18 protein-coding genes are annotated in these 16,780 nt (G+C 66.0%); 13 read left to right on the forward strand and 5 right to left on the reverse strand.

Annotated elements, in window-relative coordinates; genetic code table 11:
- Both hemB and ASC70_RS12900 read right to left on the reverse strand, forming a co-directional pair.
- Positions 1-1,002, reverse strand: coding sequence for a porphobilinogen synthase (hemB, locus tag ASC70_RS12895; protein WP_056050691.1), 1,002 nt, complete (start codon positions 1,000-1,002; stop codon positions 1-3).
- Positions 1,003-1,075: 73 nt separating this feature from the next.
- Positions 1,076-1,537: a DUF2147 domain-containing protein gene (locus ASC70_RS12900; RefSeq protein WP_056050693.1), complete on the reverse strand. Its 462-nt coding sequence runs from the start codon at positions 1,535-1,537 to the stop codon at positions 1,076-1,078.
- A gap of 263 nt (positions 1,538-1,800) precedes the next feature.
- On the opposite strand from ASC70_RS12900, the gene ASC70_RS12905 reads away from it, so the two are divergent.
- The 6 genes from ASC70_RS12905 to hemA all read left to right on the forward strand — a co-directional run bounded on the left by ASC70_RS12905 (position 1,801) and on the right by hemA (position 7,844).
- Positions 1,801-2,949, forward strand: coding sequence for an isobutyryl-CoA dehydrogenase (locus tag ASC70_RS12905; RefSeq protein WP_200939215.1), 1,149 nt, complete (start codon positions 1,801-1,803; stop codon positions 2,947-2,949).
- Positions 2,946-3,545 (forward strand): histidine phosphatase family protein, encoded by a 600-nt coding sequence (locus tag ASC70_RS12910; protein WP_056050697.1) that lies wholly within the window; start codon positions 2,946-2,948, stop codon positions 3,543-3,545. Before ASC70_RS12905 ends, ASC70_RS12910 begins: the two co-directional genes overlap by 4 nt.
- 12 nt (positions 3,546-3,557) lie before the next feature.
- A complete protein-coding gene (locus tag ASC70_RS12915; RefSeq protein WP_056050699.1) occupies positions 3,558-4,610 on the forward strand; it encodes an enoyl-CoA hydratase/isomerase family protein in 1,053 nt (350 codons plus the stop codon).
- Between the two features lie 57 nt (positions 4,611-4,667).
- Positions 4,668-5,468, forward strand: a complete 801-nt coding sequence (locus ASC70_RS12920; protein ID WP_056050701.1) for a class I SAM-dependent methyltransferase — start codon at positions 4,668-4,670, stop codon at positions 5,466-5,468.
- Positions 5,469-5,543: 75 nt separating this feature from the next.
- The gene (gene mmsB, locus ASC70_RS12925) at positions 5,544-6,440 is read left to right on the forward strand and encodes a 3-hydroxyisobutyrate dehydrogenase (RefSeq protein ID WP_056050703.1); all 897 of its coding nucleotides are present in this window, start codon (positions 5,544-5,546) and stop codon (positions 6,438-6,440) included.
- Between the two features lie 177 nt (positions 6,441-6,617).
- Complete coding sequence (gene hemA / locus ASC70_RS12930) at positions 6,618-7,844, forward strand: 5-aminolevulinate synthase (RefSeq protein ID WP_056050705.1); 1,227 nt, start codon at positions 6,618-6,620, stop codon at positions 7,842-7,844.
- Between the two features lie 101 nt (positions 7,845-7,945).
- Here the strand turns inward: hemA and ASC70_RS12935 are convergent, their stop codons facing one another.
- Entirely contained in the window at positions 7,946-8,389 is a 444-nt protein-coding gene (locus ASC70_RS12935) for a MucR family transcriptional regulator (RefSeq protein WP_056052736.1), read from the reverse strand.
- Positions 8,390-8,553: 164 nt separating this feature from the next.
- Here ASC70_RS12935 and glyA point away from each other — a divergent pair, with 164 nt between their 5' ends.
- From glyA to ASC70_RS12970, 7 genes are all read left to right on the forward strand, one after another.
- Positions 8,554-9,840, forward strand: a complete 1,287-nt coding sequence (gene glyA / locus ASC70_RS12940) for a serine hydroxymethyltransferase (protein WP_056050707.1) — start codon at positions 8,554-8,556, stop codon at positions 9,838-9,840.
- 32 nt (positions 9,841-9,872) lie between these two features.
- Positions 9,873-10,346, forward strand: a complete 474-nt coding sequence (gene nrdR / locus ASC70_RS12945; protein WP_056050709.1) for a transcriptional regulator NrdR — start codon at positions 9,873-9,875, stop codon at positions 10,344-10,346.
- Between the two features lie 64 nt (positions 10,347-10,410).
- Complete coding sequence (gene ribH / locus ASC70_RS12950) at positions 10,411-10,875, forward strand: 6,7-dimethyl-8-ribityllumazine synthase (protein ID WP_047406202.1); 465 nt, start codon at positions 10,411-10,413, stop codon at positions 10,873-10,875.
- Entirely contained in the window at positions 10,872-11,321 is a 450-nt protein-coding gene (gene nusB, locus ASC70_RS12955) for a transcription antitermination factor NusB (RefSeq protein WP_047406200.1), read from the forward strand. The genes ribH and nusB overlap by 4 nt, the downstream gene beginning before the upstream one ends.
- The gene (gene thiL, locus ASC70_RS12960) at positions 11,281-12,342 is read left to right on the forward strand and encodes a thiamine-phosphate kinase (RefSeq protein ID WP_047406197.1); all 1,062 of its coding nucleotides are present in this window, start codon (positions 11,281-11,283) and stop codon (positions 12,340-12,342) included. Before nusB ends, thiL begins: the two co-directional genes overlap by 41 nt.
- A 60-nt stretch (positions 12,343-12,402) precedes the next feature.
- Positions 12,403-12,906, forward strand: coding sequence for a hypothetical protein (locus ASC70_RS12965; RefSeq protein ID WP_056050711.1), 504 nt, complete (start codon positions 12,403-12,405; stop codon positions 12,904-12,906).
- A 245-nt stretch (positions 12,907-13,151) separates the two neighbouring features.
- Positions 13,152-15,296 carry a sodium-translocating pyrophosphatase gene (locus ASC70_RS12970; protein WP_056050713.1) on the forward strand — a complete coding sequence of 715 codons (2,145 nt, stop codon included), beginning with the start codon at positions 13,152-13,154 and terminating at the stop codon, positions 15,294-15,296.
- Between the two features lie 75 nt (positions 15,297-15,371).
- On the opposite strand, the gene ASC70_RS12975 is transcribed toward ASC70_RS12970, so the two are convergent.
- Both ASC70_RS12975 and ASC70_RS12980 read right to left on the reverse strand, forming a co-directional pair.
- Positions 15,372-15,914, reverse strand: coding sequence for a response regulator (locus tag ASC70_RS12975; RefSeq protein ID WP_162247215.1), 543 nt, complete (start codon positions 15,912-15,914; stop codon positions 15,372-15,374).
- A 265-nt stretch (positions 15,915-16,179) separates the two neighbouring features.
- A complete protein-coding gene (locus ASC70_RS12980; protein ID WP_047406184.1) occupies positions 16,180-16,665 on the reverse strand; it encodes an outer membrane protein assembly factor BamE in 486 nt (161 codons plus the stop codon).
- Between the last annotated feature and the right edge of the window lie 115 nt (positions 16,666-16,780).

Below are 16,780 nucleotides of genomic sequence, written 5' to 3' on the forward strand. Positions count from 1 at the left end.
CTAGCCCAGCTTCTCGGCGGCCCACGGGGCGAAGTAGGTGATGATCCCCGCTGCGCCCGCCCGCTTGAAGGCGGTGAGGCTCTCCAGAATGGCGCGGTCCTGGTCGATCCAGCCGTTCTGGGCGGCGGCCATGATCATCGCGTACTCGCCGGAGACCTGGAAAGCGTAGGTCGGCATGCGGAACTCGTCGACCAGGCGCCGCAGGATATCCAGATAGGGCATCCCTGGCTTGACCATGACCATGTCAGCGCCCTCGGCGATGTCGAGCGCGACCTCGCGGATCGCCTCCTCGGTGTTGGCCGGATCCATCTGGTAGGTCTTCTTGTCGCCCTGGCCACCGGCGAGCTTCGCGGAGCCGATGGCGTCGCGGTAAGGGCCATAGAAGGCCGAGGCGTACTTGGCCGCGTAGGACATGATCATCACGTCCTGGAAGTTCGCGCCCTCCAGCGCTGCGCGCAGCTTGCCGACGCGGCCATCCATCATGTCGGACGGCGCCAGGATGTCGGCGCCGGCCTCGGCTTGCATCAAGCCCTGTTCGATCAGGCGCTCGATGGTCGGATCGTTGAGGATCTTGCCGCCCTCGATCACGCCGTCATGGCCGTGGTCGGTGAAGGGGTCCAGCGCCACGTCGCACATGATGCCGACCTCGGGGGCGGCGTCCTTCATGGCTTTCACGGCGCGCGGGATCACCCCGTTCGGATCGGCGGCGATCGAGCCGGTCGCGTCCTTCCGGGAGCCGTCGATATGCGGGAAGATGGCGATAGCCGGTATGCCCAGGTCGCGCGCCCGGACGGCGGCCTTGGCGGCCTCCTTGACCGACAGCCGCTCGACGCCGGGCATCGAGGCGACCGGAATGGTCCCTTCGCCCTCATGCACCACCATCGACCAGATCAGGTCGGAGGGCCGAACCTCGGTTTCACGGACAAGACGGCGGGTCCAGTCGGCCTGGCGCAGGCGGCGCAGGCGCGTGGCGGGATAGGGGGCGAGGGGCGGGGTGGTCATGCGACTGGTTTCGCGCGGCGGACCGCGCGAGGCAAGACGAAGAAGCGCCCTCTTGGCTCCTTAAGGTCGTTGCCTACGGGGCAGCGCGCGAGGCCAGGACCGACGGACCGTCGATGCGGGTCCACAGCTGCGACTTGCACAGGAAGTTGCCGATCACGCAGCCCTTGGCGCGCATCGTGCGGGTGTCGACGATGTCGGCCGAGCCCACCAGGGTGACCTTCAGGGTCGGGACCCAGACGCGGCCCTTCAGCGAACCGTCGCGTTGAGCTTCGAAATCGCGCAGCAGCTGCTTGCCGACCAGGGTGTCGGTGCCAGACTTGCGCGCGTCCGCTTCGGCCTTTGCGCTGGCCCACACGACGACGCCGCAAGTGCTGGGGCCGCAGTCCTTGATTTCCAGATGGACGGTGTTCCTGGGATTGCGCCAAACGCCATAGCTGCGCGAGATGTCGCCGTCGGCCGCGAAGGCCGGCGCGGAGACCGCCGCCATTCCCAGGGCCGCCGCGAGAGCGGCCAGTGCAAGTTTCACGAAACGCATTGTTGTTCTGAGCAAATTTGAAAGTTGGAGGACGCCATCCCCGTGGACTGGGGATTTGAGGGGAACGACCATGGTTATCAAGGGGGTGTGGCGTTTCTGCCGATTCAAGTCGTGTAACGGAGGATTTCAGGTCACACCCTCCGGACGCTGATCAAAAGGCTCTGATCAGCGTCGAAATGGCGGTGCGGCCGATTGACAGGCGCCCCCTGGCGCGGCACGTCAGCCGCCAAGAAGGTGAGGGCGGTTCTGCCCCGAACGGGAGGATGTCGCGCATGGATTTCGCGCTAAACGAAGATCAAGTCGCGATCCAGGACGCCGCCCGTGCGTTCGCCGAGGGACAGCTTGCCCCGCATTCGGCGGAGTGGGATGAGAAAAAACACTTCCCGATCGACGTGCTGCGCCAGGCCGCCGAGCTCGGCTTCGCGGGCATCTATGTGAACGAAAACGTCGGGGGGAGCGGATTGTCGCGCCTCGACGCCTCGATCATTTTCGAGGCCTTGAGCTACGGCGACGTGCCGACGGCCGCCTACCTGACCATTCACAACATGGCCTCGTGGATGATCGACCGCTTCGGCTCCGACGATCTGCGCCAGCGCTACCTGCCGCGCCTGACGACCATGGAGCTGATCGCCAGCTACTGCCTGACGGAACCGGGTTCCGGGTCGGACGCGGCCAACATGCGCACGAGCGCCAAGCTGGATGGCGACCACTACGTCTTGAACGGCGGCAAGGCCTTCATCTCGGGCGGCGGCGTCTCGGACGTCTATGTCGTGATGGCCCGTACGGGCGGCGAGGGCGCCAAGGGAGTCTCGGCCTTCGTCGTCGAAAAGGGCGCCGAGGGCCTCAGCTTCGGCGCGAACGAGCGCAAGATGGGCTGGAACGCCCAGCCGACGGCTCAGGTCAATTTCGACAACTGCCGCGTACCGGTCGAGAACCGCATCGGCCAGGAGGGCGAGGGCTTCCGCTTCGCCATGATGGGTCTGGACGGCGGGCGGCTGAACATCGCCTCGTGCTCGCTGGGCGGCGCCCAGTTCGCCCTCGACACGGCCAAGGCCTACATGGAGACCCGAAACCAGTTCGGCAAAGCCTTGAAGGACTTCCAGGCCCTGCAGTTCAAGCTGGCCGACATGGCCACGGAACTGGAAGCCGCGCGCCTGATGGTGCGCCGCGCCGCCCACGCGCTCGACAATCGCCATCCCGAGGCGACCAAGCTGTGCGCCATGGCCAAGCGTTTCGCCACCGACGCCGGCTTCCAGGTGGCCAATGACGCCTTGCAGCTGCATGGCGGCTACGGCTACCTCCAGGACTATCCGCTCGAACGCATCGTGCGCGACCTGCGGGTGCATCAGATCCTGGAAGGGACCAACGAGATCATGCGCGTCATCATCGCCCGCGAGCTGTTCCGGCAGTGATCTATCTCTGTCGCCACGGCCAGACCTTTCACAATCGCGAAGGCCGCATGCAGGGCCAGACCGAGTCGGACCTCACGCCGCTGGGCCGCGCCCAGGCGGCGGCCATGGGCGACCTGCTGTTCGACCTGGTCCGACGCGACCCTCCGGCCGATTGGCGCATCGTCGCCAGTCCTTTGCGCCGCGCGCGTCACACGGCCGAGACAATCGGCGCGCGCCTCGGCCTGCCGGTGGAATTCGACGATCGCCTGTTGGAGATCAGCGTCGGCGACTGGTCGAACCGTTTGCGCGACGAGGTCAAGCGCGAGACGCCCGCGCTGCTGACGGACCCGGAATGGGCGTTCAAGTCGCCCGGCGGCGAGACCTACGAGGACATCATGGGCCGGATATCCGGATGGCTCGCAGAACAGGCGCCCGAGCCCGAGCGCCGGCTGATCGTGGTCAGCCATGGCATCGCCGGCTGGATGCTGCGCGGCGCCTATGCCGGCCTGTCGCGCGCCGAGGTGATCGGCCAGGACGTACCGCAGGACGCCATCTTCCGCCTGAGCAACGGCCAGATCGATCGCCTCAGCTGCGCGCCCGTCGCCGAACCCGCCTAGACACGGATCGCCATGACCGAAGACCCCGAAGTCCTGATCCGCGTCGAGAAGAACGTCGGCCGGATCACGCTGAACCGCCCCAAGGCCCTGCACGCCCTGACGCTCTCCATGTGCGAGACCATGATCGGCGCGCTGCTGGACTGGCAGGACGATCCCGAGGTCTACATGGTCTTGATCGACCATGCGGGCGAGCGCGGCTTCTGCGCCGGCGGCGACATCCGCATGCTGGCTGAAAGCGGAGCCAAGGACGGCGAGGAGGCGCGCCGTTTCTTCCATACCGAGTACCAGCTGAACCATCTGCTGTTCAGCTACGACATCCCGGTCGTGGCGGTGATGGACGGTGTCGTCATGGGCGGCGGAGTCGGCATCTCTATGCCGGCGCACGTGCGGATCGCCACCGAGCGGACGACCTTCGCCATGCCGGAGACCGGCATCGGCCTGTTCCCGGACGTCGGCGGCGGCTGGTACCTGCCGCGTCTGCCCGGCAAGGCCGGGCTGTGGCTGGCCCTGACCGGCGCGCGGATCAAGGGCGCGGACTGCATGCGCCTCGGGATCGCCACCCATTTCGTCGAGTTCGGCGCCGTCGAGGGGCTGAAGAAAGCCATCGTCGCCGACCCGCGCCGCATCGACGAGACCCTGCGCAAGTACCGCGCCGACGCCGGCAAGGCCGCGTTGCTGGGCTTCGAACAGGATCTCAACCGTCTGTTTGTCGGCGAGAGCGTCGAGGAAATCTTTGAATTCCTGACCCTCGACTCCAGCGACTGGGGCAAGGCTCAACTGGCCGCGATGCAGACCAAGTCGCCCCAGACCCTGAAGGTCGCCTTCGAGCAGCTGAAACGCGGCGCGGCCATGACCGACTTCGCCGACAACATGGTCATGGAATATCGGATCGGCTCGCGCGTTGTTCGCAAGCACGACTTCATCGAAGGCGTCCGAGCCGTGATCGTCGACAAGGACAACGCTCCGCGCTGGAACCCGGCGCGCCTCGAGGAGGTCACGGAGGCCATGTTGGACGATATTTTCGCCCCGCTTCCGCCTGGTGAGGAATGGACCCCGCTGACGTAGCGAAAGTCCTGGGTTAACGTCGCTCCAACAAGAACACGTCGGTTCGGAAGGATTGCCATGCGTAAGCCGCTTCTCAGTCTCGTCGCAGTACTCGGCCTCGCCGCCTGCGCGACGCAACCGATGGGGCCTCCGCCGCCTCCGCCCTCCCGTCCGGTCGCCATCGCGCTGCCGCCCTATGTGGCCGCGGCCCTGAGCGATCCGTCGCGCCCGGCCGCCGACATGGTGCGGGACAAGGACCGCCATCCCGGTGAGGTCTTGGCCTTCACGGGCGTGAAGCCCGGCGGCAAGGTCGCCGACCTGATCCCGGGCGGCGGCTATTTCACCCGTATCTTCTCCAAAGCCGTCGGCCCCCGTGGGCGTGTCTATGCCTATGTGCCGGACGAGCTGACCAAGCTCGCCAAGCGCGAGCCGGCGGTGAACGCCATCGCGCGCGATCCAGCCTTCTCGAACGTCACGGTGATCCTGAACACGCTGCCGAACTTCTCGGCGCCCGAGAAACTGGACCTGGTGTTCACGGCCCAGAACTATCACGACATGCACGACAAGTTCATGGGCCCGGCCGACCTGTCGGTGGTGAACCGGCAGATCTTCAGGGCGCTCAAGCCCGGTGGCGTCTTCCTGGTCATCGACCACTCGGCCGAGCCCGGTTCGGGCCTGCGCGACACCGAGACCCTGCATCGTATCGATTCGGCGGTGGTGAAGTCCGAAGTGACGGCCGCCGGCTTCATCTTCGAGGGCGAGAGCCGGGTGCTGCGCGACTCGGGCGACAGCCGCAAGGCCAACGTCTTCGACCCGTCCATCCGCGGCAGGACCGACCAGTTCGTCTACAAGTTCAGAAAGCCGTCGACCGCGCGGTAGGCGGAAAATTCCAGGTATATCAACGATAAGAGCCGCGCCCATGAGGCGCGGTTCGCATTTGCAGGGAGCTCCACAATGACGCGCATCGCCTTTATCGGCCTGGGCAACATGGGCGGCGGCATGGCCGCCAACCAGGCCAGGGCGCAGCATCATGTCCGCGCCTTCGACCTGTCGGCGGCGGCGATGGAGCGCGCTGTGGCGGCGGGCTGCTACGCGGCGGCTTCGGTGGCGGAAGCTGTTGCTGACGCCGAGGTGGTGATCACCATGCTGCCCGCCGGTCCCCACGTGCGCTCGGTCTATGGCGAGCAGATCCTGGCGAACGCGCCGAAGACGGCCCTGTTGATCGACTGCTCCACCATAGACGTCGAGAGCGCGCGGGCCGTGGCCAAGCAGGCGGCCGACGCCGGCTTCCGCTTCGCCGATGCGCCGGTGTCGGGGGGGATCATGGCCGCCGAGGCCGGGACCCTGGCCTTTATGGTTGGCTGCGACGTCGGCGATTTCGCGGCCGTCGAGGTGGCCCTGTCGCCGATGTCGCGCGTGACGATCCACGCCGGCGACCACGGCGCGGGGCAGGCGGCCAAGATCTGCAACAACATGCTGCTGGGCGTCTCGATGCTCGGAACCTGTGAGGCTTTCGCCCTGGCCGAGAAGCTGGGCTTGGCCGCCGACCGCTTCTTCGAGATCGCCAGCAAGTCTTCGGGCCAGTGCTGGTCGATCACCACCTATTGTCCGGTGCCGGGCGTCGGGCCGCAAACGCCCGCCGACCGCCACTACGAAGGCGGGTTCGCCACGGCGATGATGCTGAAGGATCTGAAGCTGGCCCAGGACGCCGCCGCCAAGGCCGGGGCCAGCACCCCGATGGGCGCCCAGGCCGAGGCGCTCTACGCCTTGCTCGACGGCAACGGTTTCGGCGGCAAGGACTTTTCGGCCGCCATCCAGATGTTGCGCGGCAAGCTGGCGGAACTCAACTGAATCGTCCAAGAACCGGCGTCCGCCTGAGTGGTCATTGACGAAATCAATGCGTCCAATCGCGTAATTCAATTTGCTAGGTAGACGCCCTTAGATGGACACTACGGGCGCTTGGTGCGAAAAGCCGAGCCTGGATTTAGGGGACCGTCGGACCAATCGACCGCCGGTTTAGAGATCGACATGGACTACAAAGCCGCGTTCCGCAGCGCCATCGACCAGATCCGCGAAGAGGGCCGTTACCGGGTCTTCGCCGACCTGAAGCGTCGGCGCGGCGCGTTCCCGCGGGCCACCTGGACCCGCCAGGACGGCTCGGAGCGCGAGGTCGTGGTCTGGTGCAGCAACGACTATCTCGGCCAGGGCCAGAACTCCGTCGTGATGGACGCCATGAAGACCGCCGTCGACGAGCACGGCTCGGGCTCGGGCGGCACCCGCAACATCTCGGGCACCAATCACGACCACGTCCTGCTGGAGGCCGAGCTGGCCGACCTGCACGGCAAGGAAGCGGCCCTGCTGTTCACTTCCGGCTATGTTTCGAACGAAGCCAGTCTGTCGGTCGTGCAGAAGATCCTGCCGGGTCTGATCATCTTCTCGGACGAGCTGAACCACGCCTCGATGATCGCCGGCATCCGCAATGGCGGCGGCCCGCGCAAGGTGTTCCGCCACAACGACCTGGCCCACCTCGAGGAACTGCTGGCGGCCGCGCCGGCCGATGCGCCCAAGCTGGTCGCGTTCGAAAGCGTCTATTCGATGGACGGCGACATCGCCGACCTCGCCGGCACCGTGGCCTTGGCCAAGAAGTACGGCGCCATGACCTATCTGGACGAGGTCCACGCGGTCGGCATGTACGGTCCGCGCGGCGGCGGCGTCGCTGAGCGTGAAGGCCTGATGGCCGAGATCGATATCATCGAAGGCACGCTGGGCAAGGCGTTCGGCGTCATGGGCGGCTACATCGCCGGCGACGCCGAAGTGATCGACGCCATCCGTCTGATGGCTTCGGGCTTCATCTTCACGACCTCGCTGCCGCCGGCCCTGGTCGCCGGAGGGCTGGCCAGCGTGCGCTGGCTGAAGCAGCACCCGGAAGTGCGCGAGATCCACCAGGAGCGCGCCGCGACCCTGAAGGCCATGTTCAAGGCCGCCGGTCTGCCGGTGATGGAGAACGAGAGCCACATCGTTCCGGTGCTGGTCGGCGATCCGATCCACACCAAGATGATCAGCGACATGTTGCTGGCCGATCATGGCGTCTATGTGCAGCCGATCAACTATCCGACCGTGCCGCGCGGCACCGAGCGCCTGCGCTTCACGCCCACGCCGTTCCATACCGATGAGATGATGCGCAAGCTGGTCTCGGCGATGGAAGCGCTGTGGGCCCACTGCAACGTCGCCCGCATGGGCGGCCACGCGGCCTAAAGGAACACGCGCACTTCAGCTTCGATCGAACCGCGCATCGCCGAAACGAGAAACGCCGCCGGACTCCGGCGGCGTTCGCGTGCCTCAAAGACGTGGATGGATCAGCTGCCGCGCCGCACGCCCTTGCCCAGGCCGATCTTCTTGGCGAAGTCGGAACGACGGGCCGCATAGGCCGGCGCGACCATCGGATAGTCGGGGGGCAGACCCCATTTGCGGCGATATTCCTCGGGGCTCATGTCGTAGTGCGAGCGCAGGTAGCGCTTGAGCATCTTCAGCTTCTTTCCGTCCTCGAGGCAGACGATGTAGTCGTGCTGCACCGAGCGGCCGACCGGCACGGCCGGCTTGGCCTTCTCGAGCGGACGGGGCGCCTCGCCGCCGTTGTTCAGCGAGGCGAGCGCCTCGTGGACCGTGCGGATCAGGTCCGGAATGGCCGTCTGAGAAACCGTGTTCTGACCCACATAGGCGGCCACGATCTCGGCGCTGAGCCCCAGGATGTCGACGCTGCTGTCGTTCGCCGTGTCCGTGCCGCCGCCCTGAGACGCCATGTGATACCCCATTGCCGTTGTTGCTGTTGTTACGCCGCGGGGGTTGAGAGCCGCCCTGCGCGACTGCAACGCACAGCTGAGCATGTGGTTCCGAGATTGATCGCCGCGCCTATCCCGTTAAAGAGGGCGCCTCTGCTGACTCCCCGTAACGCCTGGAGAGCGTCATGACCCAAGCCAATACCAGCGCCTTTTTCGGCGCGGACCTCGCCACCGCGGACCGTGACATCTTCGACCGTATCGGTCGCGAGCTGGACCGGCAGCAGAACCAGATCGAGTTGATCGCCTCGGAGAACATCGTCTCGAAGGCCGTCTTGCAAGCTCAAGGCTCGATCCTGACCAACAAGTACGCCGAGGGTTATCCGGGCAAGCGCTATTACGGCGGCTGCGAATATGTCGACGAGATCGAGACGATCGCGATCGAGCGCGCCAAGCAGCTGTTCGGCGCCGGCTTCGCCAACGTCCAGCCGCACTCGGGCTCGCAAGCCAACCAGTCGGTGTTCATGGCGCTGCTGCAGCCGGGCGACAGCTTCCTGGGCATGGACCTGGCCGCCGGCGGCCACCTGACCCACGGCTCGCCCGCCAACCAGTCGGGCAAGTGGTTCAAGCCGATCTCGTACACCGTGCGCCAGCAGGACCAGCTGATCGACTATGATGGCGTGGCCGAGATCGCCCAGCGCGAGAAGCCCAAGCTGATCATCGCCGGCGGCAGCGCCTACAGCCGCGAGATCGACTTCGCCAGGTTCCGTGAGATCGCCGACAGCATCGGCGCCTATCTGATGGTCGACATGGCCCACTTCGCGGGTCTGGTCGCTGGCGGCGTGTTCCCGAGCCCGATCCCGCACGCCCACGTCGTCACCACCACCACCCACAAGACCCTGCGCGGTCCCCGTGGCGGCATGGTGCTGACCAACGACGAGGCGATCATCAAGAAGGTCAATTCGGCCGTCTTCCCGGGCCTGCAGGGCGGTCCGCTGGAGCACGTCATCGCCGCCAAGGCCGTGGCGTTCGGCGAGGCGCTGCAGCCAGCATTCAAGGACTACGCCCGCCAGATCATCGCCAACGCCAAGGCGCTGTCCGAGGCTCTGCTGACTTCGGGCGTCAATATCGTCTCGGGCGGCACCGACAGCCACCTGATGCTGGTCGACCTGCGTCCCAAGGGCGTGACCGGCCGTGACACCGAGCACAGCCTCGAGCGCGCTCACATGACCTGCAACAAGAATGGCGTGCCGTTCGACACCGCGCCGTTCACGATCACCTCGGGCGTTCGTCTGGGCACGCCGGCCGGCACGACGCGCGGCTTCAAGGAAGCCGAGTTCACCCGCGTCGGCCAGCTGATCGGCGAGGTCGTCAACGGCTTGGCCGCCAACGGCCCCGAGGGCAATGCGGCAGTCGAGGCCCAGGTCCGCGAGGAAGTGCTGGCCTTGACGGCTCGCTTCCCGATCTACAACTAATAGACCTGATGGCGCCGGGGAGGGGCTAGATCATGCGATGCCCATTCTGCGGCCATGCCGAAAGCCAGGTGAAGGATAGCCGCCCGTCGGAAGACGGCGCGGCCATCCGGCGTCGCCGGATGTGCCCGGAGTGCGGCGGCCGCTTCACCACGTTCGAACGCGTTCAGCTGCGCGAGTTGATCATCCTGAAGCGGTCGGGCCGGCGTTCGCCGTTCGATCGCGACAAGCTGGTCCGCTCGATCGCCCTGGCCACCCAGAAGCGCCCGGTCGAGGCTGAGCGCGTCGAGCGGATGATCAACGGCATCGTCCGACAACTGGAAAGCATGGGCGAAACCGAGCTGCCATCGTCGACCGTGGGCGAAATGGTCATGAAGGCGTTGAAATCGCTCGATGACGTGGCCTATGTCCGCTACGCCTCGGTCTACCGGGACTTCAAGGAGACGAGCGACTTCGCGAAGTTCCTGGGTGAAGAAGGTCTGAGCGACGGCGCCGAGGACGAGCTATAGTCCGTTAATCCTTGATGTGTGTTTCTGGTCGCGCCGCGAGCGTGGCCGTGGAGATTCGAGTTAGATGGTTGAAGACAACATCCGCCTGCTGATCGTGGAGGGCCGAAGCCATTCGGGGATCTCCGACGAGCTGCTGCGCGGAGCCGCCCAGGCCATCGAGGCCTATGGCGCGGAATACGACGTGATCACGGTCTCCAGCGCCTTGCAGATTCCGACCGCCGTGGCCCTGGCCGAGGAAGCCGGCCACCGGCCGGTTGGCGCGCGCTACGACGGCTTCGTGGCCTTGGGCTGCATCATCCGCGGTGAGACCTACCATTTCGAACTGGTCGCCAACGAGACGGCTCGGGGCCTTCAGGATCTGGGCATTGGCAAGCGGCTGCCGATCGGCTTTGGCGTGCTGGCCGTCGATGACGAGGCCCAGGCCTGGGCCCGGGCCAGGGTCAGCGAAGGCGACCGCGGCGGCGCGGCCGCCAAGGCCTGCCTCGAGACCATCGCCCTGAAGCGCCAACTGCTGGGACAGGCCCGATGAGCGGCAACCGCATCCAACCGCGCTCGGTCGCGCGCCTCGCCGCCGTCCAGGCGCTGTACCAGATGGAAGTCTCGGGCGCGGGGGTCGACTCGGTAATCCGCGAATTCTCCGAGCACCGCTTCGACCGCGACGTCGAGGGCGAGCAACTAGCGGCCGCCGACGAGACCTTCTTCGCCGAACTGGCCAAGGGCGTGGTGACCAACCAGGCCAAGATCGACCAGGGCATCGTCAAGCGCCTGGCCTCGGGCTGGCGTCTCGAGCGTCTGGACGCCACGGCCCGCGCCGTGCTGCGCGCCGGGGCTTTCGAACTGATGTACAGGCCGGACGTTCCGACCGAAGTCGTCATCAATGAGTATGTCGAGATCGCGAAATCCTTTTTCGAAGGACCCGAGTCAGGCTTCATCAATGGCGCCCTCGACGCGATCGCCCGTGATGCACGAGACTGACGAAGACGACTGGTTCGCCGAAGACGACGCCGCGCCCGCCGCGGCGGTCGCGCAACCGACGGAATTCGACCATATCGCGCGCCTGCTGCGCCCGCTGACGCGAGGCGATCCGGTCGCGCTGGACCTGCTGGACGACGCGGCCGTGCTGCCGTCGCGTCCGGGCTATGACCTGGTGGTCACCAAGGACGCCATGGTCGCCGGCGTGCACTTCCTGGCCGACGAGGCGTTGGACGTCGTCGCCCGCAAGCTGCTGCGCACCAACCTCTCCGACCTGGCCGCCAAGGCCGCGGAGCCGTACGGCTATTTCCTGGCCGTGGGCTGGCCATCCGGTTCCGACGTGGCCGCGCGCGAGACCTTCGCTCGCGGCTTGGCCGAGGACGGCGCGCTGTTCGACATTTCGCTGCTTGGCGGCGACACCGTCACCACCTCGGGTCCGTTGGTCGTCTCGGCGACCCTGCTGGGCTGGGTTCCGGCCGGCGGAGCGATCCTGCGGCGCGGGGCGAAGCCTGGCGACCGTCTGATGGTCACCGGCACGATCGGCGACGGCTGGTTGGGCCTTCTGGCTCAATGGGGCGAGGTGATGGACGCCGACGGCGCCCTGCTGCGCCACTACCGCCAGCCCGAACCGCGCGTGCAGCTGCGCGAGGCGATGCGCGTCCACGCCAAGGCGGCCGCCGATGTCTCCGATGGTCTGTTGGCCGACAGCGCCCACTTGGCCAAGGCCAGTGGCTGCCGCGTACGCGTCGATCTCGAGCGCCTGCCGCTATCGCCCGGCGGCCAAGCCTGGCTGGATCACCAGCCCGAGCAGGTTGAGGGGCGCATCTCCCTAGCCTCCGGCGGCGACGACTATGAGATCGTCTGCGCCGTCGATCCCAACGAGGCCTGGGCCTTCCGCGTGGCCGCCGCCGCCGCGGGCGTGAAGGTCAGCGAAATCGGCGAGTTCGTCGAAGGCGAGGGGGTCTCGGCCTACTACAAGGGGCGAGACGTGACGCCCTCGCGTTTGGGCTGGCTGCACGGCTGAGCCGCTGATCTTTCGACGATTAGGCCAATCTCAAGGCCTGTCGGGCTATGGGAGATTCCCATGACCGGTCGTCCCGCTCCTTCTCGTCGTCTTTTCCTCGCCGCGGCCTGCGCCGTCTATGGCGCATGGGCGGCCAGTCCGGCCCTGGCCAACGCCAAGAAAGAAAAGAAGGAGGGCGGCGAACAGGCGCTCGATCCGTCTTACAAGCTGGGCTCGATGACCATTCCGATCATCTACAACGGTCGGATCGTGAACTACGTCTTCGTCGCCATGACCCTGACATTGACCTCCGGCACGGAGGTTCAGGCGTTCAAGGACAAGGAACCGGCCCTGCGTGACGCGATCATACGGGCGGCCTACAGGACCCCGTTCACACGCGGCGATACGTGGAAAGAGGTGGACGGTCCTCGCTTGACCGGCTTCGTCATGGGCCAGTGCGCCAGTCTGTTCGGCAAGGGCAAGGTCGCCTCGGTCGAGATCGTCAAGCAGATCCCTCGCCAGCAGTTGATGCCGCCCAGGTCAAACACCGTGAAAGCGGGCGCGAGCTCCAGTCTGAACCCCTGATTCCGCCTTCGCGGCCAAGCTTTACCCCTGAAAAGGCTTGCGCCGACACGGGTTGCGCGCCTCCCGGCCATCTGACAGTCTCATTCGCATGACGCCGTTCGAGCGTCATGCAAGGGAGCATCGAGGGGGTACGAGGCCAAAGGCCCACCCGTCGATCCAGGCGGCGGTGTGGCGTTGGTCATTCCTCCAGTCGCCGGACCGGCGTCCCCCCTTTTGATTTGGAAGCGCGAAGGGGCGATGAACTAATGAGTCTTTGGCTTTATCTGGCCATCGGGGCCGGGCTGCTGGCGGTGCTGTACGGCGCCGTGCAGGCGGCCAGTCTGATGCGGGCCTCGGCCGGCAATGCAAGGATGCAGGAGATCGCCGCGGCGATCCAGGAAGGGGCCCAGGCCTATCTGCGTCGGCAATATCTCACCATCGCTGTCGTCGGCGTGGTCATCCTCGTCATCGTCTATCTGCTGATCGGACAGTGGGCTGCTCTGGGCTTCCTGGTGGGCGCGGTGCTTTCGGGTGCGGCCGGCTTCGCGGGCATGCTGATCTCGGTCCGCGCCAATGTCCGCACCGCCCAGGCCGCGTCCGAAAGCCTGGCCAAGGGCCTGTCGCTGGCCTTCACGTCCGGCGCCATTACGGGCATGCTGGTCGCCGGCTTCGCCCTGCTGGGCGTGGCGGGCTACTATTGGGTGCTGACGGGCGTGCTGGGCCTGGAACCAACCAGCCGTGGCGTCGTCGACGCCCTGGTGGCCCTGGGCTTCGGCGCTTCGCTGATCTCGATCTTCGCCCGTCTGGGCGGCGGCATCTTCACCAAGGGCGCCGACGTGGGCGGCGACCTGGTGGGCAAGGTGGAAGCGGGCATCCCCGAGGATGACCCCCGCAACGCCGCCACGATCGCCGACAATGTCGGCGACAACGTCGGCGACTGCGCGGGCATGGCCGCCGACCTGTTCGAGACCTATGCGGTGACCACGGTCGCGACCATGGTGCTGGCGGCGATCTTCTTCCGCGGCGCCGGCGCTGAAATCGTCTCTTCGATGATGCTGCTGCCGCTGGCTATTTGCGCGGTCTGCATCGTCACCTCGATCATCGGCGCGTTCTTCGTCCGCCTGGGCAAGAGCCAGAACATCATGGGCGCCCTGTACAAGGGCCTGATCGTCACGGGCGTCCTGTCGATCCCGGCCGTCTGGTACGTGCTGCACGACCTGATCCCGGCCCCGGTCGTAACGGCCACGCGCACCTATACCGCCGACGGCCTGTTCTATTGCGGTCTGGTCGGCTTGGCGGTCACCGCCGCCATCGTGATGATCACCGAGTACTACACCGGCACCAACTTCCGCCCGGTGAAGTCGGTGGCCCAGGCCTCGGTCTCGGGTCACGGCACGAACGTGATCCAGGGCCTCGCCATGTCGCTGGAATCGACGGCCCTGCCGGCCCTGACCATCATCGTCGGCATCGTGGTCACCTATAATCTGGCGGGCCTGTTCGGCATCGCCATCGCCACCACGACCATGCTGTCGCTGGCCGGCTTCATCGTCGCCCTCGACGCCTTCGGTCCGGTCACCGACAACGCCGGCGGCATCGCCGAGATGGCCGGCCTGCCGCCGGAAGTCCGCGTCACCACCGACGCCCTGGACGCCGTGGGCAACACCACCAAGGCCGTCACCAAGGGCTACGCCATCGGTTCGGCGGGCCTGGGTGCGCTGGTGCTGTTCGCCGCCTATACCGAGGACCTGAAGTTCTTCTCGGCCAATGCGGCGCCGGGCAGCTTCTTCGACGGCATGGGTCCGGTGACCTTCGACCTGTCCAATCCGTACGTCGTGGTCGGCCTGCTGTTCGGCGGTCTGCTGCCGTTCCTGTTTGGCGGCATGTCGATGACCGCGGTTGGCCGAGCGGCCGAGTCGGTCGTGGCCGAGGTGCGTCGCCAGTTCCGTGAGAACCCGGGCATCATGACCGGCGAGGTCAAGCCGGAGTACGGCAGGGCCGTCGATATCCTGACGAAGGCCGCGATCCGCGAGATGATCGTGCCCAGCCTGCTGCCGGTGGTCTCGCCGGTGGTGCTGTTCTTCGTGATCAAGGCCATCGCCGGCAAGGTCGACGCCTTCGCTTCACTCGGCGCCATGCTGATGGGGGTGATCGTCACCGGCCTGTTCGTCGCGATCTCGATGACCAGCGGCGGCGGCGCCTGGGACAACGCCAAGAAGGTGATCGAGGAAGGTTTCACCGACAAGAACGGCGTCCTGCACACCAAGGGCGGCGAAACCCACAAGGCCGCCGTCACCGGCGACACTGTCGGCGATCCCTACAAGGACACCTCGGGTCCGGCCGTGAACCCGATGATCAAGATCACCAACATCGTGGCCCTGCTGCTGCTGGCGGTGCTGGCCCACGGCGGCTAGCGCCTTAGCAAGGCTGAAACTGAAACGCCCCGGAGGAAACTCCGGGGCGTTTTGCTTCGAGCTTTGGCGTCGGACTCAATAGACGTCTTCGTGGTCCATCTCGGCCAGCGCGTCCTGCATTTCGACCTGCGGCGCGCCCCGACGTTCGGCGCCCTGGAAATCGTGATCGATCTTTCGGCGACGACAGGGGCCGAAATACTCGCCGGTCCGGACGAAGGAGCGGGGATTGTTCACGACCTCGTTGATGCGGTGCATGACCCCCCGCGCGGTCAGCGGTTTGGCCAGAAACTCGGTCACCCCGGCCATGAGCGCATCGTTCAGCGACCGCTGGGTGGCGTGGCCCGTCATCATGATGATCGGCACGTAGGGGTTGGGGCTGGCCGTCGAGGTGCGAACCCAGCGGATGAAGGCCAAGCCGTCGACCGGGTGCATCATCAGGTCGGTGAAGATCAGGTCGATCTCCTGGCTTTGGAAGATCTTGAGGGCGTCCAGCCCGTCGCCAGCTTCGCGAACCCGGCGCACGCCGGCCGCCTTCAGGATTTCACTGACGACTTTCCGCATGTTCGCATTGTCATCGACAAGCAGAACCGACACATCGCGAAGATCCATGCTCTCCACAGTGCGCCTCCCACAGCTGCCGTGAATTCGCATCGCCAAATCTCAGGCGATCAGAGTCTGAAACTCACTCAACTTGGGTTTAGGAAGTGTTTAGGGTGCGGCAATCTGTCAGACTTAAGAAGGTCAATCTCAAGTTCACAGTAAATGCGCGGGATTTACTCACCCTCTCTGGTGGAGGGCTCTCGCGCTACAAAACCAGCACGCGAAAAAGCCGCCCGCCTTGCGGCGGACGGCTTTCAAATCTTTCGGATCATCGGCGCTGGATTTAGCGGCGTTCGCCCGGACGCTGGCCCGGCGCCTCGTCGTCCTGCGGGAGCATCCCGCCGCGACCGACGTTGCCTAGCAACTGCTCCAGGATCGTCATCTCGCGACCGCGGGTCGGCGTCTCGCGACCATTATAGGCGATCACCTTGCCGTCCTTCAGCGTGTAGGTGTTCACCGAGGCGACTTTTTCGTCGGCCGGATTGAACTTGATCGCCACCACGTCGCGCTTGATCACGCGCGGCATGTAGAAAGCCACGCGGTCGGTTGTCTGGGAAATATAGTACCAGGTGTTCTGGTCGAAGGTCGAAACCGCCGACGGCGAACCCAGCTTTTCCATCAGGGTCGACTTGCTGTCCTGGCCGACCTTCATGTCGGCGGGCTTGGCCTCGATGGCCTGGAAGCCGGAATAGCTCGTCAGCGGCGTGCAGGCCGAAGTAGACAACGCCAGGGCCAGGACGGCGGCGGCGAAAACGGCGGGGCGAGACATCAAGGCTCCGGAACCGGAAAAATGCAGACTTTGACCTATCGCCCGCGGGGGCTTAGTTCAATGCCCGCGTGAAGGCGGACCCCGCGCATAGCGGGATGTCGCGGCGAAATCGAGG

The sequence above is a fragment of the Caulobacter sp. Root343 genome (assembly GCF_001425745.1).
Lineage (GTDB): Bacteria > Pseudomonadota > Alphaproteobacteria > Caulobacterales > Caulobacteraceae > Caulobacter.